This is a genomic window from Paraburkholderia agricolaris (genome assembly GCF_009455635.1).
Classification (GTDB): Bacteria; Pseudomonadota; Gammaproteobacteria; order Burkholderiales; family Burkholderiaceae; genus Paraburkholderia; species Paraburkholderia agricolaris.
In genome coordinates this window covers 1059163-1084454 of the sequence record NZ_QPER01000002.1, presented here as the reverse complement: position 1 = coordinate 1084454, position 25292 = coordinate 1059163, and the positions used below count along the sequence as shown (strand labels likewise).

The 25292-nt window shown below is 62.0% G+C and carries 21 protein-coding genes; 9 read left to right on the top strand and 12 right to left on the bottom strand.

Annotated elements, in window-relative coordinates:
* Nucleotides 1-237: 237 nt before the first annotated feature.
* Nucleotides 238-1431 carry a porin gene (locus GH665_RS26270; RefSeq protein WP_153140186.1) on the top strand — a complete coding sequence of 398 codons (1194 nt, stop codon included), beginning with the start codon at nt 238-240 and terminating at the stop codon, nt 1429-1431.
* A 209-nt stretch (nt 1432-1640) separates the two neighbouring features.
* Here GH665_RS26270 and GH665_RS26265 read toward each other — a convergent pair whose 3' ends face one another.
* From GH665_RS26265 to pdxR, 8 genes are all read right to left on the bottom strand, one after another.
* Nucleotides 1641-2510, bottom strand: a complete 870-nt coding sequence (locus GH665_RS26265) for a proteasome-type protease (protein ID WP_153140185.1) — start codon at nt 2508-2510, stop codon at nt 1641-1643.
* Nucleotides 2511-2582: 72 nt separating this feature from the next.
* Nucleotides 2583-3383, bottom strand: a complete 801-nt coding sequence (locus GH665_RS26260; RefSeq protein ID WP_153140184.1) for a transglutaminase family protein — start codon at nt 3381-3383, stop codon at nt 2583-2585.
* Between the two features lie 12 nt (nt 3384-3395).
* The gene (locus tag GH665_RS26255) at nt 3396-4346 is read right to left on the bottom strand and encodes an alpha-E domain-containing protein (protein WP_153140183.1); all 951 of its coding nucleotides are present in this window, start codon (nt 4344-4346) and stop codon (nt 3396-3398) included.
* 183 nt (nt 4347-4529) lie between these two features.
* A complete protein-coding gene (locus GH665_RS26250) occupies nt 4530-5939 on the bottom strand; it encodes a circularly permuted type 2 ATP-grasp protein (RefSeq protein WP_120344999.1) in 1410 nt (469 codons plus the stop codon).
* A gap of 409 nt (nt 5940-6348) precedes the next feature.
* Complete coding sequence (locus tag GH665_RS26245) at nt 6349-6801, bottom strand: HU family DNA-binding protein (RefSeq protein ID WP_153140182.1); 453 nt, start codon at nt 6799-6801, stop codon at nt 6349-6351.
* Nucleotides 6802-7272: 471 nt separating this feature from the next.
* Nucleotides 7273-8028: a tetratricopeptide repeat protein gene (locus tag GH665_RS26240; protein WP_167531009.1), complete on the bottom strand. Its 756-nt coding sequence runs from the start codon at nt 8026-8028 to the stop codon at nt 7273-7275.
* Nucleotides 8028-10109: a bifunctional 2',3'-cyclic-nucleotide 2'-phosphodiesterase/3'-nucleotidase gene (locus GH665_RS26235; protein WP_153140180.1), complete on the bottom strand. Its 2082-nt coding sequence runs from the start codon at nt 10107-10109 to the stop codon at nt 8028-8030. Before GH665_RS26235 ends, GH665_RS26240 begins: the two co-directional genes overlap by 1 nt.
* A gap of 158 nt (nt 10110-10267) precedes the next feature.
* On the bottom strand, nt 10268-11746 hold the full coding sequence (gene pdxR, locus GH665_RS26230) for a MocR-like pyridoxine biosynthesis transcription factor PdxR (protein ID WP_153140179.1): 1479 nt from the start codon (nt 11744-11746) through the stop codon (nt 10268-10270).
* A 113-nt stretch (nt 11747-11859) separates the two neighbouring features.
* Between pdxR and GH665_RS26225 the strand changes: the two genes are divergently transcribed.
* The gene (locus GH665_RS26225; RefSeq protein ID WP_153140178.1) at nt 11860-12297 is read left to right on the top strand and encodes a carboxymuconolactone decarboxylase family protein; all 438 of its coding nucleotides are present in this window, start codon (nt 11860-11862) and stop codon (nt 12295-12297) included.
* Nucleotides 12298-12367: 70 nt separating this feature from the next.
* On the opposite strand, the gene GH665_RS26220 is transcribed toward GH665_RS26225, so the two are convergent.
* Nucleotides 12368-13912 (bottom strand): peptide MFS transporter, encoded by a 1545-nt coding sequence (locus GH665_RS26220; protein WP_153142306.1) that lies wholly within the window; start codon nt 13910-13912, stop codon nt 12368-12370.
* Nucleotides 13913-14932: 1020 nt separating this feature from the next.
* Between GH665_RS26220 and GH665_RS26215 the strand changes: the two genes are divergently transcribed.
* The 6 genes from GH665_RS26215 (at nt 14933) to GH665_RS26190 (ending at nt 21234) form a co-directional block, all read left to right on the top strand.
* Nucleotides 14933-15505 (top strand): cupin domain-containing protein, encoded by a 573-nt coding sequence (locus tag GH665_RS26215; protein ID WP_153140177.1) that lies wholly within the window; start codon nt 14933-14935, stop codon nt 15503-15505.
* 181 nt (nt 15506-15686) lie between these two features.
* Entirely contained in the window at nt 15687-17303 is a 1617-nt protein-coding gene (locus tag GH665_RS26210) for a peptide ABC transporter substrate-binding protein (RefSeq protein ID WP_153140176.1), read from the top strand.
* A 16-nt stretch (nt 17304-17319) separates the two neighbouring features.
* Entirely contained in the window at nt 17320-18258 is a 939-nt protein-coding gene (locus GH665_RS26205) for an ABC transporter permease subunit (protein WP_153140175.1), read from the top strand.
* A 3-nt stretch (nt 18259-18261) separates the two neighbouring features.
* Nucleotides 18262-19176, top strand: a complete 915-nt coding sequence (locus GH665_RS26200; RefSeq protein WP_246216373.1) for an ABC transporter permease — start codon at nt 18262-18264, stop codon at nt 19174-19176.
* A 1-nt stretch (nt 19177) separates the two neighbouring features.
* Entirely contained in the window at nt 19178-20173 is a 996-nt protein-coding gene (locus tag GH665_RS26195) for an ABC transporter ATP-binding protein (protein WP_153140174.1), read from the top strand.
* Nucleotides 20170-21234, top strand: coding sequence for an ABC transporter ATP-binding protein (locus GH665_RS26190; RefSeq protein WP_153140173.1), 1065 nt, complete (start codon nt 20170-20172; stop codon nt 21232-21234). The genes GH665_RS26195 and GH665_RS26190 overlap by 4 nt, the downstream gene beginning before the upstream one ends.
* Before the next feature lie 43 nt (nt 21235-21277).
* Here GH665_RS26190 and GH665_RS26185 read toward each other — a convergent pair whose 3' ends face one another.
* Nucleotides 21278-22543, bottom strand: a complete 1266-nt coding sequence (locus tag GH665_RS26185) for an agmatine deiminase family protein (RefSeq protein WP_246216372.1) — start codon at nt 22541-22543, stop codon at nt 21278-21280.
* On the opposite strand from GH665_RS26185, the gene GH665_RS39205 reads away from it, so the two are divergent.
* On the top strand, nt 22542-22760 hold the full coding sequence (locus GH665_RS39205; protein ID WP_246216371.1) for a hypothetical protein: 219 nt from the start codon (nt 22542-22544) through the stop codon (nt 22758-22760). The genes GH665_RS26185 and GH665_RS39205 overlap by 2 nt on opposite strands.
* Before the next feature lie 252 nt (nt 22761-23012).
* On the opposite strand, the gene GH665_RS26180 is transcribed toward GH665_RS39205, so the two are convergent.
* Both GH665_RS26180 and GH665_RS26175 read right to left on the bottom strand, forming a co-directional pair.
* The gene (locus GH665_RS26180) at nt 23013-24122 is read right to left on the bottom strand and encodes an agmatine deiminase family protein (RefSeq protein WP_153140171.1); all 1110 of its coding nucleotides are present in this window, start codon (nt 24120-24122) and stop codon (nt 23013-23015) included.
* Between the two features lie 48 nt (nt 24123-24170).
* Nucleotides 24171-25283 carry a polyamine ABC transporter substrate-binding protein gene (locus tag GH665_RS26175; RefSeq protein ID WP_153140170.1) on the bottom strand — a complete coding sequence of 371 codons (1113 nt, stop codon included), beginning with the start codon at nt 25281-25283 and terminating at the stop codon, nt 24171-24173.
* Nucleotides 25284-25292: the final 9 nt, after the last annotated feature.

The window sequence follows — 25292 nt, the reverse complement described above, 5'->3', positions numbered from 1 at the left end:
AACAAGTGTCTAAATTACCGGTACCGGAGCCTTCACTATCAACGAAACAACAATAATGCGCATTTCACGATGCAATATTGCGGAAATAGCAATAATCGTTAACAGGCTTTAAATACAAGGCTTTGCGTCGTTTGTCAGTTTTTGGAGACAGTCTTTTTTTTCCAGTTCTTAACGCTTCGAGCAGTGAGCTATTCTCCTTTGCGCAACAACAAACTAATCATCTGCGTGGAGAAATGGATGAAACGAATCGCACTGTCTACCCTCTCGCTGGCGCTTCTGGGCGTCACCGGCGTGGCACATGCTCAAAGCAGCGTTACCCTTTACGGCTTGATCGATGAATCGGTCCAGTTCGTTCACAACACGCAAAATTCGGCCGGCAAGAATTCAAATCTGACGCAAATGTACGGCGGCAACCTGCAAGGTGATCGTTTCGGCCTGAAGGGCACGGAAGATCTCGGCGGTGGCCTGAAGGCAATCTTCCAGTTGGAAAACGGCTTTGACGTGAACACCGGCAAGCTGGGTCAAGGCGGCAAGATGTTCGGTCGTCAAGCCTACGTTGGCCTGACGGGCGATCAGTGGGGCACGTTCACGCTGGGTCGTCAGTACGACCCGGTGGTCGACCTGGTTCAGCCGCTGACGGGTGACAACTATTTCGGTTCCACCTTCGCAACGCCGGGCGACGTCGATAACAACGACAACTCCTCGCGCACGAACAACGCCATCAAGTACACCTCGCCGGTGTGGGGCGGCTTCCAGTTCGAAGGTCTGTACGCGCTGGGCGGCGTGGCTGGTTCGACGGGTTCGGGCCAAACGTGGTCGGGTGCTGCAACGTTTGCAACGGGTCCGTTTAGCGTTGCTGCCGGCTACTTCCGCGCTGACAACGGCAATACGCTGGCTAGCCGCACAACGGGCACGCCGCCGAACCAGACAGTGGGCTGGAACGGCAGCACTTCCGACGGCACGTTCGACGGCAGCCTGGTCAATGGTGCCTATTCGGCAGCCAAATCGATCGGTATCGCTCAGGTCGCTGCGCAATACGTAGCAGGCCCGTTCACGGTCAACCTGCGCTACAGCAATGCGCAATACAAGCCGGATGCAAATTCGGGCTTCGGTTCGACGGAAAAGTACAACGTCGGCGGCGTGTACCTTGGCTACCAGGCAACGCCGGCAATGCTGGTGGGCGTGGGCTACATCTACACGAAGGCTACGGGCGACGCGAGCGCTACGTATAACCAGATCTCGCTGGGCGGCGACTACAACCTGTCGAAGCGCACGGACGTCTACCTGGTTGGCGCATGGCAACACGCAAGCGGCCAGCAACGTGACGGTAATTCGCTGGTCAGCGCTGGCGCATCGATCGGTTCGTACGGCAACCCGTCGGCTTCCAACACGCAAGAAATGGTTAGCCTGGGCATCCGCCACAAGTTCTAATCGAACTTGACGGACTGCTGAAGCAATACGCAGTTGAGAACCAGCCACGGGTGCAAACCCGTGGCTGGTTTTTTTTCGTCTGATGGTTCTGGCTGTGAAGGCGGCTCAGGGCAGCACGCTGCCGACGCCGAAATCAGCCGCGGGCAAAGCTACAGCGTGGCGCAGGATATGGCGTCGAAGAAAGCGGACGCAGGCGCGCCCGCCCTGGCCTAGCGTTGCGCTTTAGCCTTCTCCGCCTGCGCCAGGGTCTGCGCCGGCTTGGCATCGAACTCATGCTCCACACCGTCCGCCCCCACCGGCGCACGATGCAGCACCAGTGCCCGTTCGCGTTGCAGCAGCGGCACATTGGGCGAATCCTGCCAGTCCGGATCGGGAATCTCGCCGAATACCTGACGCAGCCGCTCGCCCCACGTGCGATGAATCATCTCGAAGTAGGCGTTGTCGTGATCGATCGAAACGAAGCGCGTGACACGCAGCGAATCTTTCTCGTAGACCAGAAGATCGAGCGGCAGGCCCACCGACAGGTTCGAGCGCAGCGTCGAATCCATTGAAATCAGCGCGCACTTGGCCGCTTCGTCGAGCGGCGTGGACGGTGTCAGTACGCGATCGATGATCGGCTTGCCGTACTTGGCCTCGCCGATCTGGAAATACGGGTTCACGGCCGACGCTTCAATGAAATTCCCCGCCGCGTAGATCATGAACAGGCGCGGCCGGTTACCCGCGATCTGGCCGCCAAGAATGAAGCTGCAATTGAAGTCGACGCCGAATTCTTGCAACGCCTCGGCTTCGCGCTGATGCACGCCGCGCACTGCACGGCCGATCACGCGAGCTGCGTCGGCCATGGTCGGCGCGTTCCAGAGCGTGGGCAACGAGGGATCGGCCGGCTCGGACAGCTCGTGCAGCACCGCTTGCGTAAGCGACAGGTTGCCGGCGCCCAGCAGCACGAGCATGCGCTCGCCCGGCTGCTCGAACACCGACATCTTGCGCGCTGTGCTGATGTGATCGACGCCCGCATTGGTGCGCGTGTCCGACAGGAACACGAGCCCGTCGTCGACGGACATGGCCACACAGTAGGTCATAAAGAAAGTACCCGCAAAAAACGACAGAACGGCGCTATTGTAATGCCGCGCGCATGCGCCCTCCTGCCGCCGCTATTGCGGCGTCTGCCCACTGACCGTGACAGACACCTTCAGATGCTCTTCCAGCCCGCCGATACGCCGGCCGCGCACCGGCGCGGCGGCTTCGTAGTCGCGCGCCACGGCGAGCCGGCAGTAGATCTCGCTGGCAAACGCGGCATGCGTGACGTCGATGGAGATCCAGCCCTGGCCGTCGAGCCAGACGTCGACCCACGCATGGCTCGCGCCGTGCTCGACGTCGCCGGGTTCGATGTAGCCGCTCACATAACGCGCCGGGATGCCGCGCACGCGGCAACAGGCCAGCATCAGGTGCGCATGGTCCTGGCATACGCCGTTGCCGAGCGCGAGCGCCTCGGCGGCGGTGCTGGTGACTTCGGTGATGCCGGGGTTGTACTTCACGCGCTGCACGATCTGTTCGGACAATTCGATCAGATTGCCTGAACTCGCGAGGCTCGGCACCGACGCGGCCAGTTCGCGAATCGCCGCGTCGGCCTCGGTAAGACGTGTCGAGCAGGTGAAATGCTCGAGCGGGATCGGGCCGACGGCGTCGGGTAACTGGCCGTCTTTCAGCGCAATGGTGTCCACTTCGCCGGCTACATGCAAACGAATCTCGCCATGCGGCTTGTTGATGACGAGCGTGTGCAGCGCATTGCCGTAAGCATCGAAGGTCGCGTCGAGCTTGCCGGGCGCATCGATACTCCAGCGCCGCACCACCTGCGAGGCGCCGCTCGAGGGGGTCAGTCGCAATTGCTGGATCGAATAATGGACAGTCGCTTCGTAGCGATAGGACGTGTCGTGGCGGATCGTCAGGTACATAAGAAAACTCCGTCAGGCGACTGGCAGCATCAGATAGGTACGCGCAACCAGATTGCCGAGCTCGAACACGCGAGCAAGGAACTGCGTCAGATAGGCGTGCAGGCCGGCTTCGAAAATCTGCCGGATGTCGGAGTACAGCAACTCGGCGCGCAGCTTGCCGGCGAACCGTTCGCACTGATTCGAGCCCGGCGTGCGCAGCATCGCCAGATTCGAGCAGACGCCTTCGAGCGAAGCGAGCAGCGAACGCGGCATCTGCTGGTTCAGGATCATCAGTTCGACCACCCGCGCGGGCGTCACGACGTCGCGATACACCTTGCGATAAATCTCTAGCGCCGACACCGAACTGAGAATCGAGGTCCAGTAATAGAAGTCTTCGAGCTGGCGGGCGGCGTCGCGCGAATTCGGCTCGACGTCGGCAAAACGCACGTCGAGAATCCGCGCGGTGTTGTCGGCACGTTCGAGGAAGGTGCCGAGCTGCGTGAAGAAAAACGCGTCGTCCTGCAACGCTGTGCCGATCGTCACGCCGCGCGACAGATGCGAGCGGAACTTCACCCACTCGAATAGCGCGCCCGGATTGCTCGCCGCCTGGCCGGCCGAGGAACGTTCGTTGAACTCGAGCCAGGTGTCGTTGATGGTTTCCCACCATTCGGTCGTCAAGGTGCCGCGCACGGCGCGGGCATTCTCACGCGCGGCCTGCAAACACGAGTGAATGCTCGATGGATTGGTCGCGTCGGCCACCATGAAATCGAGCACGTGTTCGCGGGTCGGTTCGTCGTAGCGCTGTGCGAAAGCGGCTTCGAGTTCGGAGATGCGCAGCACCGAGCGTTGCGCGCGCGCCTCCTGTTCGGGCGTCTGCGGCAACAGCAGCGCCTTCAGGTTGATATCGAGCATGCGGGCGGTGTTCTCCGCGCGCTCCATGTAACGGGCCATCCAGAAGAGGTGATCGGCGGTTCGGCTTAGCATGACGGCGTTCCGTATCTGATGACGCAAGACCTGGGCAAAAGTAAAGGTCCGCGCGGGTTATCCGTGTGCGCCGGCGGCAGTCTGAGTGATCTGCCCCGGCGCGTCAGGTTGCGGGCGCGGCTGCCTGCCGTGTGACAGGCGTTGCTGCGTGGCAACTGCGTGGCAACCGCTGGAGCAACCGCGTCAGTCGACCATCCACGTATCTTTAGTCCCGCCTCCCTGCGACGAATTGACGACCAGCGAGCCTTCCTGCAACGCCACGCGCGTGAGACCGCCCGCGCACATCGTCACGCCCTTGCCGGACAGCACGAAGGGCCGCAGGTCGATATGGCGTGGCGCGATGCCCGCTTCGACAAAAGTCGGACACGCAGAAAGCGCCAGCGTGGGCTGCGCGATATAACCCGCCGGCCGCGCAATCAGGCGCTCGCGGAACGACTCGATTTCGGCTTTCGTCGAAGCCGGTCCCACCAGCATTCCGTAGCCACCCGCGCCGTGCACTTCCTTCACCACCAGCTCGGGCAGATGCGCGAGCGTGTAGGCAAGATCGTCGGGCTTGCGGCACTGGAACGTGGGCACGTTGTTGAGGATCGGCTTCTCGCCGAGGTAGAACTCGATCATTTCCGGCACGTACGGGTAGATCGATTTGTCGTCGGCGATGCCGGTGCCCATGGCGTTCGCGAGCGCTACACGTCCAGCCCGATACGCGGTCAACAGACCCGGCACGCCCAGCGCCGAATCATTGCGGAAAGCGAGCGGATCGAGAAAATCGTCGTCGACGCGGCGGTAGATCACGTCGACGCGCTTCGGCCCCTGCGTAGTGCGCATGAACACATAGTTGTCGTCGACGAACAGGTCCTTGCCTTCCACCAGTTCGACGCCCATCTGCTGCGCGAGGAAGGTGTGCTCGAAATACGCGGAGTTGTACATGCCTGGCGTGAGCACCACCACGACCGGATCGTCGACGCCTTCAGGCGCCACCGAGCGCAGTGTGTCGAGCAGCAGATCGGGATAATGCGCGACCGGTGCAATGCGGTTCTGCACGAACAGTTCGGGGAACAGCCGCATCATCATCTTGCGGTTTTCCAGCATATAGGACACGCCCGACGGCACCCGCAGGTTGTCTTCGAGCACGTAGAACTCGCCCTCGTCGCCCGCGCGCACCACGTCGACCCCGGCAATATGCGCGTAAACACCGAGCGGCACATTGACGCCCTGCATTTCAGGCCGGTATTGCGCGTTGGTATAGACCTGTTCGGCCGGCACGATACCGGCACGCACGATGTTGCGATCGTGATAGACGTCGTGGATAAACAGATTGAGCGCCTGCACCCGCTGGCGCAAACCGGCCTCCAGCGTCTGCCATTCGCTGCGCGGAATGATGCGCGGAATCAGGTCGAAGGGAATCAGCCGCTCGGTGCCGGACAAATCGCCGTTCACCGCAAAGGTGATACCGACCCGGCGAAACAGCAGGTCGGCTTCCGCACGCTTGCGCGCGATCGCCTCGTTGCCCTGCTTCACCAGCCAGCGCTCAAAGCGCGCGTAGTGTGGCCGCACGGCATCGTCATGATGACGCATCTCGTCATAGCATCGCATGTCACGCCCCGCTCTTGTTGTCGGATAGAAGGCGAATGCGCTGCGCATTCGGTGTTCGACAATCGTTCAAGCAAGCGCTATGCCATTGAGCTTTTCGCGCGCCAGACACGGTGCATGCACGCTAAAAGCGCATCCCGACCGGCATGCCTCGCTGCCATCGTACTGCGACGGCTCATGATGCGCTAGTACGGTGCATAAGGGGCACCGTGGCGGCCGGCGGCGAACTCGCAAGCACAGCGGGCGCGCATAAAAAAATCCCCGCGGATTCGCATCCACGGGGATTCGTACAACTCGTACTGCGGATCGGCTCAAACGTTAAACACGGTTAAAAGCGCACGGTTAAAAGCGCACGGCTAAAAAACGAACCGTTAAAAGCACGCTAAAAACCGCGCCAACGCATGAAACGCGATCAGCCTGCTGCAGCGTCTTTCAGCTTCTTCAGCGGACGTGCCTTGATGCGCACGCTAGCCGGCTTGGCCGGGAACCAACGCTCTTCGCCCGAGAACGGGTCTTTGCCGAAGCGGCGCTTCTTCGCCGGCACAGCTTGCACGACGATCTTCAGAAGACCCGACAGCGTGAATTCGCCAGCGCCCTTCTTGTGCACAGCGCCGAGGATCGTGTCTTCGAGCGCGGCCAGAACAGCCTTGGCTGCCTTCGGTTCCACAGCAGCGCGTTCAGCGACGTGTGCAGCCAGCGAGGCCTTCGTGAAGGTGTCCTTGATCGGCGACGGAGCGCTGGAAGCCTTCACGGCGACCTTCTTAGCTGCGACGGCTTTCTTCGCAGGGACTTTCTTTGCAGCAACCTTCTTGGTCGGTACCGGGGCAGCAGCCTTCTTGGCCACCTTTTTTGCGGAAGTCGGCATGTTTCTCCTACCTGTAGTGGTCAGTGAATTGCACGAAGCGCACACGGTATGTGCACGCTTCAACGCCGGATTCTACAAGCGCTAATACGATTTGCGCGAATCTTTTGTGTATAACAGCGAAGGTTTGTTGCGCGGCGCAGACTGCGCAATGCATTTTGAGGCTTGTTTTAGCGGGTAAACCTGCGTCTGCGTGCAACGGCCAGGCTCCCAACACAGACACGTAACGGGCGTTACAAGTCATTTCAGTGCGTAAATAGAGGCACTTTCAGCGCCGGACGATGATCGCCGACGGTCCTCTCCGGTTGCCCGTCGCCGATGGATAGCGACTCGATGACTCACTCGCGACTCGCCGAAGCGCTCGCGATGCCGGTTCACGCGACAGAAAAAACACGCCCCCTGCAGCGAAAATCTCTGCAGGGGGCGGCCAGGATGACTCCGCAACAGACAATCGCGGGCCGTTTCAATGCGCGATCATGGTCGGCTGACGTGCTTCAGATCGTGCTCGGTCTCCTTCACGTGGGCCCAGTACTCGTCCTCGTCGCGTGCCATGCCGAGTTCGCCGTTACGATAGGCAATCGCCAGCGCCAGATTGGCCTCGGGTAACTCCGCATTGGCTGCGCGCGTCAGCCATTGCAGCGCAAGCGCGTCGTCGTGCGGCAGCGTGGCGCCGAAGCGATACTCGTTGGCGAGCTGGAATTGCGCGAGCGGCAGCCCGGCTTGCGCCGCCTGCTCCAGCCAGCGAATCGCCAGGTGGGGATTCCGCGCGACGCCATAGCCGTTGCGATAAAGCGCCGACAGATCGTAAGCCGCCTGCGCATCATGCGACGCGGCTACGCTCAGCCAGCGGCGGCTTTGCGCATAATCCGGCGCGATGCCGGGCAGCCCGCGCAGCAGCAGATGTCCGAGCGTGCCTTGCGCAGCCGGCACGCCGTCGAGCGCAAGTCGACGATACGACTCGACGCCTTCGCGCCGCTCGTCGAGTTGTGCCGAACTCACCAGCACGTCGGCCAATGCCTCGCGCGCCGCCACATTGCCGAATGCCGCGGCAATGCGCAGCCGCCACACGGGCCAGGCGGCGTGCGTCGCGGTCCCCTGCATCTGCCAATCGTCAATCTGCACATTGGAAACCTGCGTGCCCACGACCGTAGCGAAGGTTCCCCCAGCAATCGCGACAGCCACGGCAAGCGTCGCCGCCGCGGCCACCGGCCTCAAAGAGAAGCGCGCCATCATTGGTTCAGGTTCACCGCGTAGACCCCGAGACCCTTGCCGGTGCCGTCGTCGGCCTGAAGCTGGGTGACGTTGGTGATGCCGTAGGTCTGCGCAAGCGGCGTCAGATTCGGCGGCGCCTTGAAGGTCACCTGCCCGGCCGTCGCCACCTTCGTGAAGCGCCAGCTACGATCGCTGCCGTTGTTCGCCACCTTGATGGACTGCAGCTTCTTGATGTAGGAAATCAGGACGTCGCGGTTCGCATCCGGCGAGGCATAAATCGTCTTGCTGCCGTCCAGCCCCGGAAAACTGCCGCCGCCGCTCGCGCGATAGTTGTTGGTCGCGACGATGAACTGCTGCGTATCCGAGATCGCCGCGCCCTGATATTTCAGGTTGCGGATCCGGCTGCCCACGGCCTGCGTTACGTCGATTTCGTAGCTGAAATCCTTCGACGTGATCATGTCGAAGTTATAGCCCGGATAAGTACTGACGAGTGCCTGCGCCGCCGTGTTGGCCGGATCGATCTTGTTGAAACGCTTGGCTGCGGTTTCGAGCCAGGCCTTCAGATCGGCGCCCGTCACCTTCACCGCGTAAATCGTGTTCGGGTAGAGATAGAGGTCGGCGGCGTTGTTGATCGCCACATTGCCCTGCGCGACGTCGGTGAAATCGTTGCCGCCGCCAAAACCGCTCTTGAACGGCGCGCTCACCGACAGCACCGGGATGCCCGCATACTGCGGCAGATTCGCGTTGACGTAATCCTGCACGTACGCCGCCTGCGCCTGATTGACGATCTCGATGGCCGAGACGTCGCCCACGTCGGCGAAGTAGCTGGTCATGCGGAAATCGGTCGTGCCGATCGGCGTTTTCACATAGTTGATGGTCGCGCTGTGTTCGGCCGCAATCGCCTGCGAGATCGCCGGATCGACCGCCACGTAGCTGTTATCGGCGTTCTGGATCGAGCGTGCTTCCGCCGTGCTCGAACTGCGGTCCACCGTCCACGTGCCGTTCGTGTAGTTCAGCGCAAGCTTGATCACGCCGAGATGCTTGCCCCAGAAATTCGCCATTACGGTCGGCACGCCGTTGACCGTGCCCTTCACTTTGTCCACGCCCGGCAGATTGAATTGCGAGACCGTGCTGTTCTTGTCGGGGAACACCTGGTGCGAGTGGCCGATCAGCATCGCGTCGATGCCGGGCACCTTCGAAAGATAGTAGCTACCGTTTTCCATCGACGGCGAATAGGTCGAATTGTCGAGCCCGCCGTGCGACATCGCGACGATGATCTGCGCGCCCTTCGCCTTCATTTCCGGCACGTACTTCGAGGCGCTTTCCACCAGCCCTTGCGTATAGACGTTGCCGTCGAGCCAGCGTTTGTCCCACGCCATGATCGCAGGCGGCGTGAAGCCGATCACCCCGATCTTCACTGGCGCGCTGACGGTCTTGCCGTCGGGCGTCGTGGCCGTCAGCGTACGCTCGAGGATGGTGTACGGCTTGAAAATCGGCTGCTGCGATTTCGCGCCGAGCACGTTGGAAAGCACCAGCGGAAAGTTCGGTCCCGCGCATGCCGGTTGCGATGCGACCGGGCTCATGTTCGGCACGTCGAACGCGCTGCCGGTCACCTGGGCGAGGAACGGCAGGCCGTAGTTGAATTCGTGGTTGCCGATCGTGCCCGCGTCGTACTTCAGCAGGTTCATCACCTTGTAGACGCCGAGCGTGGTCTTGCAATCGATCGGCGCGACCTGCGCCTGGTAGTCGGCGAGCGCCGTGCCCTGAATCGTATCGCCGTCGTCGAGCAACAGCGTGTTCGGGAATTCCTTGCGCGCCGCCGCGATCAGCGTCGCCGTGCGCTCCAGACCGAGCGACTTGTCTTCGGCCAGCTTGTAATAGTCGTAGCTGAGGATATTGGTGTGGATGTCGGTGGTTTCCAGCAGTGCGAGCGTCGCCTTGGTGCCGCTCGCCACCTGTTGCTGCGGCGGCTGCGCCGTGTCAACGTCACTGCTGCTGCATGCCGTGATGCCGATCGCGCTCACCGCACCCAGCGCGCCCAGGGCGCCGGCCGTGCGAAACGCACGCATCCTCTTTGCTTCCATAAACGTCAGTCGCATCCCTACTGTCCTCCGGTTGTCGTCTTATCGCGCTGCTCCATTCAGGAGCGGCGTTGCATTACAAACAATTACAGAGGCGCAAGGTTACGGCTGCTTTATGACACTGATTTGTATGGATTCAGATAGGTTTAAGTAATATTTTTGTGTGCGTCAGGCCGTTAGCGCGCGAGGCGCGGCAGGATGCCGGCGAGCTTGCCAAGCGCCGCATCGATATGCTCGACGGCAATGTTGCCGTAGCCGAACATCACGCTCGGCTGCGGCTTCACGCGCAGATGGAAGGGGGCAAGTCCATACACACCGATCGACGCGTCACGCGCCGCCCTCACGAGTCTTTCTTCGCTCAACGGCGCCTTTAGCCGCGCCGTCATATGAATGCCCGCGCTCGGCACGATCGGCTCGAACCACGGCGCGAGATCGCCCCGCAGATGCTCGAGCAGCATCGCGCGACGGGCCGCGTAGGTCTTGTGCATGCGCCGCAGATGCTTGGCAAAGTCGCCGTTCAGCATGAAGCTCGCCAGCGCGGTTTGCGTGAGCGTGCAGCCGTGACAGTCGGCAATCTGGCGGGCCTTGAGAAGCGGTTCGTAGAGCGACGCGGGCGGCACCACGTAGCCCACCCGCAGCTCAGGGAAGATCGTTTTCGAAAACGTGCCCACATACGCGACGAGACCGGCGCGGTCGAGACTTTTCAGCGGCTCCATCGCCCGGCCTTCGAAGCGGTACTCGCAGTCGTAGTCGTCCTCGATGATCACGGCGCCGCGTTTCTGCGCCCATTCGAGCAACTCGACGCGCCGCTCCAGACTCATCGGCATACCGAGCGGGAATTGATGCGAGGGCGTCACATAGACCACCCGCGCCTTGTCCGGCAGCTTGCGCACGATCAGGCCTTCGCTGTCCACCGGCACCGGCACCACGCGTGCGCCCGCGGCCGTGAAGCACGCCTGCACCGGCGGATAGCCGGGGTCTTCGAGCGCCGCGATTTCGCCGGGCCGCAACGTGATGCGCGCGATCAGATCGAGTGCGTGCTGCGCGCCTTGCGTGACGATCACGTCGTCCCAGTTGCTCGTGACCGCACGGTTGAACGCCAGGTAGCGCGAAATCGCGAGGCGCAGTTCCTGCTCGCCGGCCACTTCGCGATACGAGCCCGGACTGCGCGCCTGCACACGTAAGGCGTGGTTCACGCAACGGCGCCAGACATCGAAGGGGAACAGCGACTTGTCGGTCGCGCCGCCGACGAAATCGTGCGGCGAGGCCACCGTAGGCATCGGCAACGAAAAGGTCTCGGGCATCTGCTCCCACAGCGGCTGGGCACGCGCCGCGGTTTTCTGTTTCGCCTTCGCGCGCTCGCGCGCCGACTCGGCAGCCAGCGCATGCGACGAGCGCCGCACCGGCAGACGTTCCAGTCCATCGGCGACGAACGTGCCCGAACCGGCGCGGGCGTTCAGATAGCCTTCAGAAAGGAGCCGTTCGAATACGTCAAGCGTGGTCTTGCGCGAAACGCCCAGTTGCGTGGCGAGATCGCGCGTGGACGGTAAGCGCGTGCCGCCGGCGAGGCGCCCTTCGAGTATGCCGGCACGCAATTGCCGGTAGATCTGTCCAGACAGATCGTGACGCCCCTCTACCGCGATATGGATCTCCATCCAGGTGGTTACCTCAAATATCCGAGAAATGGTTATTCCGAAAGACCAATGCCGACCGTAAGCTTACCTCCGTCACCGCCTTCGGAGCGGACATTTACGATAAGGAACAGCTCATGCAATCCCGTCTCGACTTCTACAAAGCCAGCCCGAGAGGCACTCGCGCGATGATCGCGCTCGAAGAAACCGTCGGCAAAAGCACGATCGACAAATCGCTCGCGGAACTGGTGCGGATTCGCGCGTCGCAGTTGAACGGCTGCGCGTTCTGCCTCGATATGCACGTGGCCGACGCTCGCAAGCACGGTGAAACCGAGCGGCGTCTGGCAACCATCGCAGCGTGGCGCGAAGCGCCGTTCTTCACCGAGCGCGAACGCGCGGCGCTCGAGTGGACCGAGTCGGTCACACTGATCGCTCAAACACGAGTACCGGATGAAGTATGGGAAGCGGTGAAGCCGCATTTCACCGAGCAGGAGATTAGCGACCTGACCTTGCTGATCATTGCGATCAACGGCTGGAACCGGATTGCGGTTTCATTCCGCAAAATGCCGGATTAAATATCGGAGTTGATTGAGAGCGGAGAGCGGAAAGCGGCACCCTGGCGCCGCTTTCCGACGCGGCAGCAGCTTACTCCGCCACCGCGCCCCTCAACGCAGCCTCTTGCCGCGCATTCTCGCGCGCTTCGTCGCCGCAACGCTGATGTTCACGCGAAAGCTTGCGCATCAGCGGCAACAGCAGCACGGCAATCAGCGCACCCACTGCCGCGAGCCAGCCGAGGCCCGTAAACAGCTTGATGTACAACGGCAGCGATTCGAGCGGATCCATGTCGCCCTTCGGCATTTGCGCGAAATTCGCCACCACGCTGCCCAGGTATTGCGACACACCGGTTGCCACGAAGTAAGCGCCCATCATGAAACCGCTCATCCGCGCCGGCACGTAGCGCGCGATCATGGCGAGACCCAGCCCGCTCACCAGCAATTCGCCGAGCGAGTACAAGCCGTAGCCGCCCACCATGAACCACGACGACACCCGTCCGTTCACCGCGTAGCTGCCGCTCGCCGCATACACGAAGAAACCGGCCGCCACCACCGCGAAACCGCATGCGTATTTGACGGCCACCGGCACGTCTTTGCCGTTCTTCGCGAGCCTCGTATAAAGCAGCGCGAGCACCGGGCTCAGCAGCATGATCCAGATCGGATTGAGCGCCTGAAATTGCGCGGCGCTCCATGTGAACAGCGTCTCGCCGAACAGGATGAAGCGCGGATCGACGTTGCGCAGCGCGAACAGCGTGAGCGACGTCGACATCTGCACGTAGAACACGAAGAACAGGATCACCTGCGCGGTCAGGACCAGCGCGGCGATCAGACCCGAGCGCTCCGAGCGTTCGCACTTCATCAGCATATAGCCGAAGATCGCCAGAATCGCGACGCCCGCCGTGTACACGCAGGCCACTGCAATCGCCTTGTGCTGCAGCACGAACATCGTGGCCGTGCCGAGCAGGATGCCGCCCAGCGCGACCGCGCCGACGCGTTTCCAGCGGATCGGTTCAGCGTCCGGGGCGGAGCCGATATGCGCGAGCGTGCGGAACATGATGAAGTAGTTCAACACCGACAGCAGCATGCCCGCGCAGCAGACCGCGAATGCCGTGTGCCAGCCCCAATGGTCCTTGATCCACGGCGTCGCGAGCATCGACAACGTGGAGCCGATGTTGACCGCCATGTAGTAGATCGTGAATGCACTGTCGATGCGCGCGTCGTCGCCTTCATAGATGCGGCGCACGAGATTCGCGGCGTTCGCCTTGAAAAGCCCGTTACCCACCACGATCACGCCAAGCGACGCGTACATGTAGTTCAATTGCTCATTGGGCAGCGCCAGCATGAAATAACCGGCCGCCAGCACGACCGCGCCGAAGATCATCGTGCGGCGCGCGCCGAGAATCTTGTCGCCGATCCAGCCGCCGATCGACGGCGATGCGTACACCAGCGCCGTGAACGCGCCCCATGTGAGCGTGGCGTGGCTGTCGGTGAAGTTCAGCTTGTCGATCATGAACAGGACCAGCAGCGCGGCCATCCCGTAGTAACCAAAGCGCTCCCACATCTCGATCAGAAAGACCGTCGAAAACGAACGGGTCTGCGAGACCGGTGCGCGGTCCGCGGGATTGGACGAATTCATCATGTACCTCTTGTACTTACGGTTGCGGCGGCGCATGGGCTGGCCATGCGGCGCGAAAAACGGGCTCTGGAAAACGCTCAGCCGGCCGGACGCCGAGCGCTACGCGCATTGGCATACGCGTGCGCAATCAGTGGCGCGTTCATCTACACGTTCATCTGGAAACTGAGCGGTGCGCTCATTTGCAGACTGAACTGCAAAGCGAGACGCCAAAACCAGCAGAAAAACCAGGGGATGGGATAGAGGCCCGCCACGCGGTGCGCCCCGAGGGAACTCCTCTGCCCCGAAGGAAGTCCTTTTGGGGGTTTAGGGGGCGCTGCGCCACATTGGGCTCAGGCTCCGGCAAGCGGAACGGGCTCAATGATAAAGCATCGCGGAAAATGGGGGTCCGGCGGCCGGCGAACCAGGGGTCGCATGACGGCGGCCGCGTCTGGCGGCGAACGCTACGCTCGCGGCGGGAAAAATCGGCAATGATAGTCAAGTCCTCATGCCAGCCGGCGTTCGGATAGAACGTGCTGGACAATGCTCCGTTGCGCAGGATCGCTGCGCGCGGAATGAAAAACAGCGGCCGGCATCGCGTCTGATACAAAGACGCGCCCTCAACCGCCAGGCGGCCAGATTCTGCAAATAGAAACACGATTCGTCACTCAGGGAATTCACTAGTGCCACGCCAATTACCGGTTCTTACAAGCCAGTCCGCTACATTACGAAGTCCTATCTGCCTGAAAATAAGCTTTGATGTCATGCCTTTAACTACGCCGGATACTCAACCTGCATCAATGCGCAACCATGTGCATACGCTTGTGCATGCCGCAATCTTTACCGCTTGCGCTGCAGGTTTCTCGCCGAATTCCAGTCAAAACGGCTGAGGCGAATTTCAGTTCTGGCAACATAGAGCGCTGTCTCGAAAATGCGGCCCCTTGCATGACCGGGTGCTGAATAGCCCGCCAACCCGGCTTGAGCCGCAATCAAACCATATTTACTTATATCAAACAAATTTTGACGGGCTAATTTCCTCCTGCTATGGTCACGACAATTCAAAAGAACAACCCGGCACTCGAACTTGGGAGCAAGATCCGCGCGCTGCGGCAACGGCTGAAGCGCACCCTGGATGACACGGCAACGGCGGCGGGGATTTCCAAACCGTTTTTGTCGCAAGTCGAACGCGGTCTGGCATCGCCGTCCATCACATCGCTGGCCGGCATTGCCCACGCGCTCGGGGTGACGGTGCAGTATTTCGTCGACACACCAAGCGAAGAACGCTCGGTGTGTCGCGGCGATCAGTTGAAGTTTTTCGGTTTTGCGGACTCGGCCAATCTGTTTGCACGGTTGACCAACCTGACGGGGGGCCGTCAGCTCGAAGCGATCCTCGTGAGGATGCCGCCCGGGCAGAAGCGCTCCGAAGTCACCACGCATGCCGGAGAAGAATTTGTGTATGTGATCAGCGGCGAAGTGTCGCTGACGCTGGAAGGCAAGACGTTCGTGCTGCACGCGGGAGACAGCGCGCATTACGAATCGACGGTGCCGCATAGCTGGGCGAATACCGCGCGTATCGAGACGGTGGTCGTCTGGGTGGGTACACCGAGACTGTTTTAAAAAGCAGGCACCTTCTCCGGTTGATCCGGCCAGGGGCCGCCTGCATTACTAAACGTAAGGAATCCTGTATGTCGCGCAACCAGCACGAGCAACAAGGGCCGCCCCGGTCCGGGTACCACGGATAACCGGGCGCCCCGGCGCCGGCGCGTTCTTCTCCCGACCTTTCCTGCGATCTCAACCGATGAAAAACCCGTTCGTCCATAGAGCGGCGCTGGCCGCGCTCGTCCTTGCGTTTCAGCCCTCCGCTTTCGCCGTCACGGTGCCCGCCGGCGTCACGCTCGCCGCCAGCCAGGAGATGACCCGCCAGGTGCCGACCGAAACCGAATCGCTCGACCCCGCGCATATTGAATCGTGGACCGGCAATACGATCGGGCTCGACCTGTTTGAAGGCCTGACGCGCATGGATGCAAGCGGCGCGATCGTGCCGGGTGTCGCCGAGTCGTGGTCGCGCACCGGCCCGAATACGTGGGTGTTCAAGCTGCGCCACGACGCGCGCTGGAGCAACGGCCAGCCGGTCACGGCAGCAGACTTCGTCTACTCGTGGCAACGCGTGCTCGATCCGAAGACGGGTTCCAAATACACCGTGCTGGTCGAATTCGTGAAGAACGCGAAGGCAATTCTCGCCGGCAAGGCGCCGCTCACGAGCCTCGGCGTGCGCGCCGTCGATCCTTACACGCTCGAAGTCACGACCGAAGTACCCGCTGCCTTCTTTCCGCAGTTGACCGCCATGTCGACGATGGTCCCGGTCAATCGCGCGGTGGTAACGAAGTTCGGCGGCGACTGGACGCGTCCCGGCAACTTTGTCGGCAATGGCCCGTATACGCTGACCGACTGGCAACCGAGCAACCGTCTGGTGGCCAGCAAGAGCCCCACGTACTGGAACGCCGCCAAGGTGGTGATCACGAAAGTGACCTACCTGCCGATCGAAAACGACGAAACGGCAATGCGCATGTATCAGGCCGGCCAGTTCGATTACACGTACTCGATTCCGTCGGGCATCTTTGCGCAGGTGAGCAAGCAGTTCGGCGCCGAACTGAAACCCGGCCTGCAAATCGCCACGTACTACTACAGCCTGAACAACGCCGACCCGGACTTCAAGGACAAGCGCGTGCGCCAGGCGCTGGCGATGGTGCTGGACCGCGACCTGCTGACCAAACGTCTGACGGCCGACGGCGAAATACCGCTGTACGGCCTGATCGCCAAGGGCACCGAAGGCTCGGCCGTGTTTACACCCGACTGGGCGAGCTGGCCAATGGCCAAACGCGTCGACTACGCGCGCAACCTGCTGAAGGCGGCCGGCTATTCGGATGCGAAGCCGCTGAGCTTCACACTCACCTACAACACCAACGACCTGCACAAGAAGGTCGCGCTGTTCGCCACCTCGGAATGGCGCACCAAGCTCGGCGTCACCGCCAGGCTCGAAAACGTCGAATACAAGGTTCTGCTCAAGCAACGCCACGACGGCAAGGTGCAGGCCTCCCGCGACGGCTGGTTCGTCGACTACAACGACGCCAACTCGTTTTTCGATCTGATCCGCTGCAACAGCGTGCAGAACGACCAGCGCTACTGCAACCCGCAAGTCGACAAACTGATCGACGAAGGCAACCAGCAGCTCGACGACGCGAAGCGCACCGCGCTGCTCACGCAGGCGCACGATCTGGCGATGAACGACTACCCCGTGGTATCGCTCTTCCAGTATTCGGCCGACCGGCTGGTCAAACCGTATGTCGGCGGCTACACGTCGACCAACTACCTTGACCAGCGCGCCACGCAAGACATGTATCTGATCAGGCACTAAGCGCGGGAGCACTGTCATGCTGGCCTATACGCTGCGCCGTACGCTCTGGGCGATCCCGACGATTCTCGCCGTGATCACCGCGTGCTATCTGCTGCTGCACCTCACGCCGGGCGGCCCGTTCGACACCGAGAAGCATCTGTCGGCAGCCGTGCTCGCGAACCTCAACGCCAAATATCATCTCGACGAACCGCTGTGGCTGCAGTACTTCCACTACCTCGGCTCGCTGCTGCACGGCGACCTCGGTCCGTCGTTCCGCTACGCCGACTGGTCGGTCAACGATCTGGTGTGGAAGGCGTTACCGGTGAGTCTCGGCGTGGGCGGCGTGTCGGTACCGATCGCGGTCGTGATCGGCGTCACGCTCGGCACGCTGGCCGCCGTGCGGCGCGATCGTTTCATCGATCACCTGGTAATGGTGCTCGGCAATATCGGCAACGTGGTGCCGCCGTTCGTGCTGGGTCCGGTGCTGGTGTGGATCTTCGCAATCCTGCTGAAGACCTCCGAGGGCCAGGGCTGGCTGCCGGCCGGCGGCTGGGGCGAAGGCGAATGGCGCTATCGCGTGCTGCCGATCGTACTGCTCACTATCATCAACGTCGCCGCGATCGCTCGCGTGATGCGCGGCAGCATGATCGAAGTGCTGTCGGGCAACTTTATCCGCACCGCGCGCGCCAAGGGGCTGCCGGGACGCACGATCGTGTTGCGCCACGCGCTGAAGCCCGCGCTGATGCCGGTGGTTTCGCTGCTTGGTTCGATCTGCATCTCGTCGATTACGGCGGCGGTCGTCACCGAGTCGGTGTTCGCGCTGCCCGGCCTTGGTCAACTGGTCGTCAACGGCGCGATCAACCGCGACTACACCCTCGTGCTCGGCCTCGTCGTGCTGACCACCGCGGTCGCTGTCCTGTTCAATCTGCTGGTCGATCTGGCGTATGCCTGGCTCGATCCGCGCATCCGGTACTGATCCATGCCCCGCTCAATTCAGTCGACTGGCGCGGCGCTCGATCCGCTCGCGGCCATTACCAGAGCGCCGCGTTCGCGCGGACCGCTCGCCACCGCCGCGCTGCGCTTCGCGCGCAATCGCGCGGCGTTTTCCGGCTTCGTCATCCTGCTGCTGATCGTGATTGCCTGCGTGACCGGTCCGTGGTTTCTGTCGAACAATCCGATCGACAGCGACTGGAGCGCGATCAGCCTCGCACCCACGCTGCAAAACATGCACTGGTTCGGCACCGACGAACTCGGCCGCGATCTGCTCGCGCGCACGCTGCAAGGCGGACGCGTGTCGCTGGAAGTGGGGTTGCTCGGCACGCTGGTGTCGGGATTGATCGGCGTGGCGTATGGTGCTACCGCCGGCTATCTGGGCGGCCGCGTCGATGCGGTGATGATGCGTATCGTCGATATGATGTACGCGATCCCCTACATGCTGATCGCGATCCTGATGATGACGATGTTCGGCCGCGCGTTCTATCTGGTCGTGCTGACGATCAGCGCGTTCTCGTGGCTCGACATGGCCCGCGTCGTGCGCGGTCAGACGCTGTCGTTACGCTCGCGCGAATTTATCGACGCCGCCCGCGCCATCGGCGTGAGTTCGCGTTCGATCATCGCGCGCCACATCGTGCCGAATCTGCTTGGCGTGGTGGTGGTCTACGCGAGCGTGACCGTGCCCAACATCGTGCTGACCGAATCCGTGCTGTCGTTCCTCGGCCTCGGCGTGCAGGAGCCCATGACGAGCTGGGGCGTGCTGATTCAGGACGGCGCGCAGAAGCTCGAATCGATGCCGTGGCTGCTGCTGTGCCCGGCGGTGATGCTGTGCGTCACCTTGTATTGCGTGAATTTCGTCGGCGACGGTCTGCGCGACGCATTCGATCCGAAGGACCGCTGACATGGCGCTACTCGAAGTCAAAGACCTGAGCGTGCGCTTCACGCGCCGCGAGGGCGCACCCGTCGACGCGGTGCAGCGCGTGTCGTTTTCGCTTGAAGCGGGCCGCACGCTGGGTATCGTCGGCGAATCGGGCTCGGGCAAAAGCCAGACCGTGATGGCGCTGCTCGGCCTGCTGGCCGGCAACGGCAAGGTGTCGGGCGCGGCGACCTATCGCGGCGAAAACCTCCTGACGATGAGCGAAGCCGGGTTGAATAAAATTCGCGGCGACCGCATCGGCATGATCTTTCAGGACCCGATGACCTCGCTCAACCCGTTCCTGACGATCGAACGACAGATGACCGAGACGCTGCAACTGCATCGCGGGATGTCGCGCCGCGAAGCACGCCGGCGCGCCATCGAAACGCTCGAAACAGTGCGTATTCCCGATGCCGCGCGGCGCATCAACATGTATCCGCACGAGTTCTCCGGCGGCATGCGGCAACGCGTGATGATCGCAATGGCCCTGCTCTCCGAGCCGGAAATCCTGATCGCGGACGAGCCGACCACCGCGCTCGACGTGACCGTGCAGGCGCAGATCATCGAGTTGCTGCGCGAACTGAATCGCGAACGCGGTACCGCGATCATTCTGATCACGCACGACATGGGCGTGGTGGCCGGCTTGTGCGACGATGTGATGGTGATGTACGCCGGCCAGACCGTCGAGCAGGCGAATGCCGCCACGCTATTCGCCGCGCCCACGCATCCGTACACGATCGGCCTGCTGAACGCGCTGCCGCGCCTCACCGACGACGACGACCGTCCGCTGCAAACCATTCCCGGTAACCCGCCGTTGCCTGGTGAAATCGGCGAAGGTTGCGCATTCGCGCCGCGCTGCACGTATTGCAGCGATCGGTGCCGCGAATCGCGGCCCGCGCTCACGGCGTCGCCGATAGCCGCCGGCGCGCTGCGCGCCTGCCACCGGCCGGTGCGGGACATCATGGAGGTCCAGCACGTATGAACCCCACTTCCATGGCAAATCAGGCTCAGACCCAGGCTCAGGATCAGGCAACGCTGTTGTCGGTCGACAATCTCAAGGTGCAATTCGGCGTGCCGCGCGGTGGCTTTCCGTGGTCCGGCAAGGCCACGCTGCGTGCGGTGGACGGCGTGTCGTTCAGCGTGCGACGCGGCGAAACCGTGGGCCTCGTCGGCGAATCGGGTTGTGGCAAATCCACCCTCGCCCGCGCCATCATCGGCCTCACGCCGGTGGCGAGCGGCAGCGTGCGCTGGCTCGACAAGGAAACCGTGCTGCCGGGCGCAGGCCGCGATACGTCGCGCCTGCGCCGCGACGTGCAGATGATTTTCCAGGATCCGCTCGCCTCGCTCGATCCGCGCATGACGATCGAACAGATCGTCGCCGAACCCTTGCTCACGCATGGCCAGGACATTGCCCGCGCCGACGTGCAACGGCGCGTGCTGACCATGCTCGAACGCGTCGGCCTCAACGTGCAGCATCTGCGCCGCTATCCGCATGAGTTTTCCGGCGGTCAGTGTCAGCGTGTGGGCATTGCACGCGCGTTGATCGGCGAGCCGCAACTGGTGATCTGCGACGAGCCGGTGTCGGCGCTCGATGTCTCGATCCAGGCGCAAATCGTCAACCTGCTGCGCGATCTGCAGCGCGAGCTGTCGCTATCGCTGCTGTTCGTCGCGCACGATCTAGCGGTGGTCAAGGCCATCAGCCATCGCGTGCTGGTGATGTATCTCGGCCGCGTGATGGAGTTCGGCGACAAGCGCGACGTCTATGGCGCGCCGCGCCATCCGTATACGCGCGCGCTGCTGTCGGCGGTGCCGGTGCCCGATCCAGTGGTTGAACGCGCCCGCCGTCATCTGCTGCTACGCGGCGAGATTGCGTCGCCGCTCAGTCCCCCCTCCGGTTGCGCGTTTCGCACGCGTTGCCCGGATGCGATCGAGGCCTGCGCGAGCGAGATTCCACAGCCGGTCACACACGGCGCGAGCGCGACACGCGTCGCGTGCATTCGCGTGAGCGACGCCCCGCAGAACATCCCTCTGGGAACTCACTAAAGAAGTTACCCCGGCGAAGGTGTTCTAAAGCAGGTGCGTCCGCCTAAGCGGGGAGTTCACGCGTCGCACAATGCACACCGCCGCCGCCCGACGCAATGCCCAGGATATCCACCTGGACAATCGCCCGGGATCCGGCATACGGCCGGATGACGGCCACGGCGGCGGCATCGGCTGCAAGGTCGTTGAATTTCGGCACGATGATCGCCCCGTTGCATTTGTAGAAGTTGATATAGCCCGCGGCAAAGTTTGTCATCTGTTTGTCGCTCAGCGTTACGCCGTTGGATGTGCCGTAGTTACCCGGCGCATTCAACGCAATCAACGTCAGTTGCCGCCCTTTTGCATCCGTTTGTCCCACGAGGTTTCTGTAGTTGGCCGCCATCAGCGCCTGCTCATAGGTCGAGTTGGTCGGATCGGCTGCATAGGCGACCACGCCCGGCGCGAGGAACTTCGCATAAAAGTCGACGTGCCCATTCGTGATGTCGGTCTCATTGGCAGGCGTTGCCGCACCGCCCTGGCCACCGGCTCCGCAACCTTGCGGAAAGATCGCGGTGCCCGGAATCCAGATGATCTTCTGCACGCCGAGCGTTCGTTGCAACTCGGCCAACACCGTATCTTTGGCGGTCGGCAGAAGCGTCGCGCTAGCCACCACGCCATTCGGAATGGCGAACAGTTGTGGATTGCGATTGACGTGCAGCACTGCGGATTCCGTGAGAATTGCCGTCGCCTCGCCGTCGAATTCGATCGCCCCGCCTTCGAGCGTCAAGGTGCTCTGAATCAGCGTCGCGTTGTTCGCCTGTGCCATCCAGCCCGCCAGCGTGTGGTCGTTGGCAAACGGTTGGAAGAATTTGCCTGCCTTGGACTTGTTGCTGCTCGCTGCCACCTGCGCGGGCACCGTCATCCCCGCGTTCAGATTCAGGCTATCCGTATTCGCGTTGCCCCAGCCGTTGAAGTTGAAACTCACGGCGCACAATGCGTTGCCGTTGGCGGTGTTCTTGACGAACAGACAACCCGTGTCGCGGGTCCAGAGATCGTCGAACCCATTGGCAAGCGCGATCAGATTGACGCCGCCCACGCCCGTGGCCCGGCCCAGATAGTTCGCGTGAATCCCCGGATTCGCACCGCTTGCCGTCGCCAGCAGGGTTTGCGCCACGCTCAGGTCGACCGGCAGCACCAGCATGTTGACCGGCTCATACGTGCCGATCGCCTTGGCCACGTCCATCAGGTCGGCACGGACCCGGTCGATGCCCGCATCCGTGCTCTGCGGCGTAACCGGCGTCCAGATCCCTTCCGAACCCGAGGCGAACGCCATGTACGTCGCCGTATGCGGCAACTCCTCGCCCGGCAGAAGGTACGGTATACGACTGGCCGGTGATGGATTTCTGGATGACGATGATGGCGAAGACGGGCTCGACGACTCGCCTGAGCCGCACGCGGCCAAGGTTCCCATCAAGGAGATTCCCAACAAGCCAGTAGAACTTTTGATGAAGCCGCGACGCGTCACTAACATGCGATCAGCCGGTGATTGAAATGCCTTGCTGCGTTTGCTCTGTGTCATATCCATTTACCTGTCACTGCATCTGTTTTCCGGCCCCGGTTCGTGGCCCGGAATCCGGCGGAATTTTTGCGAGCGCACAAAACGTCGGCAAACGATCTCCCCGCCGCGGTGTTGCTCCGCAGTCGATTCAATGCATCGGAAAACCGGATTGCGCCGAGTCTGGAAGACTCGACCGTTAGGGGAATCACGAGTCCGCATCGTGGATGCGGCTCGCGACAGGGAGTTAGCCAGGCTGCTGTTGGGTCGTGCAGTGAATGCCACCGCCGCCGGCAGCAATGCCGTCGATATTCAATTGAATCACGTCCCGGCCGGGAAACAGATCCACAAGAACATCGCGCGTATTGCGATCTGCCTTGCTGTCGCCGAACTCCGGCGCGATCACCGCGCGGTTGCACAAATAGAAATTGATGTATCCGGCCGCGAACTGGTCGTTCTCGTACTTCCGGCGCACAGTCGTGGGACCTTGCAGCACCACCACCTTCAATGGGCGGCCCTTCGCGTCGGTGGACTTGCGCAGGATCTCCAGATGGCGCTTCGTCACCGCGTGATCGTAGGAAGACGGATCCGGATCGAGCCCGGCAACCACAACGCCCGGGCTCGTAAAGCGCGCGTAGAAGTCGGTGTGCCCGTCGGTAATGTCCTTGCCGGCAATGCCTGGCAGCCAGATGATTTTCCGTAGTCCGAGCAGGCGGGACAGCTCCGCTTCGCACTGCGCTTTGCTGACACCCGGATTGCGATTGGCGTTCAGCACGCAGCTCTGCGTAATGATGGCCGTGCCTTCGCCGTCGACTTCAATACCGCCGCCTTCCAGCACCAGACGCGTTTCGAGCAGGTTCGCCCCGGCCCGGCGCGCGACGAAGGCCGCAACTTCCGCATCGTGTTCATGCTCCTGCTTGTTACCCCAGCCATTGAAGTTGAAGCCCACGGCGCCAAGCTGGCCCGCAGGTCCTTTAACGAACACCGGCCCGGTATCGCGCATCCACAAATCGTCGATGGGTTGAGTCACGAGTTCGACCGCCGCGCCACACAGGCGGGCAGCGATGTCGTGGTCCTCTTCCCGCACCAGCATTTTCACGGGCTCGTGCGCCGCAATGGCCTTCGCAATGCCAGCCAGATTCTCTCTGGCTACTGGGAGCAATTTTCCGCCCCAAATGTCCTCGCTGGGGCCGAATGCCATCCAGGTCGCGGCATGGGCATCGCCTTCGTCCGGCATCCGCCAGTTGGCACTCTGCGCAAGCGCCATCGTGCTGAAGCAGCTGCCGAGCGCGCCGGATAGCAGCGCGCCACTGGAGGCCAACAGCCCCCGTTTCAGGAAATGACGTCTTGTCGTCATAAAAAACACCTCATTCATATCGGTAAAACCGGCTGCGAAGCCTGCTATTCAGGGCTTACTCGCCTTGAGCCCAAGCCAGATCCGGCCTTCCAGACGCGCGGTGGCGGGCGCTTCGACCACCGGTGTAAACAACGTGCGCTTCTTTTGCTCATTCGGATAGATGTTCGGATTATTGACCAGCGCCGGGTCCATCAGCTTCACTGCGGCCAGATTGGCATTAGCGTATCGCGTGGCATTGGAGATCTTCGCCACGACATCCGGCCGCAAGATGTAATTGATGAACGCATGCGCGTTGTCCGGATGCTTCGCGGTCTTCGGAATGACCATGCCGTCGAACCACATCAGGCTGCCAACGCTCGGAATGTCGTAGACGATGTCACGCTTGCGGTCCAGCTCCCGCGCCTTTTGCGAGGCCAGGTTGATTGCGCCGGAGTAGCCCACCATGACGCACAGTTCGCCGTCGATCAATTCGTTGGCGTTGGCCGAGTTGACGAACAGATGAATATAAGGCCGCACTTTCAGCAGCATGGTCTGCGCGACAGCATAGTCTTGCGCGCTCGGGTTCACCGGATCACGGCCGACATAGCGCAGCGCCAGTGGCAGCACTGTACTCGCGGAGTCCTGCAAGCCGATACCGCAGCGCGCGGCAATGCGCGACGCGATCGCCGGATTGAACACCAGGTCCATGCTGTCGACGGGCATATCCTTACCGAGGATCGCGCTGACCTTGGCACGGTCGTACCCCACGCCCACCGTTCCCCACATGTAGGGAACGCCGTACTGATTGCCGGGATCGGACTGCGCCATTAATTTCAGCAGCGCGGGGTCGAGATACTTGAGATTCGGCAACTTGCTCTTGTCGAGCTTGAGAAATGCGCCGGCCTGGATCTGCTTCGCCATGAAATCATTGGTCGGCCATACCAGGTCGTAGCCACTGTCGCCCGTCATCAGCTTGGACTGCAGTGTCTCATCGCTGTCGTAAGCGTCATAGCGTACCTTGATGCCGGTTTCCTTCTGGAACGCTGACAAGGTGTCGGGGGCGAAATAGTCGCTCCAGTTGTACAGGTTCAGTACTTTCTCTTCTTCGGCATGGGACTGCCCCGCAAGCAGGCACAGACAGAATCCGAGACCGGCCAATGCCGGCAGCCAGTGCTTTTTCATCACGTATTC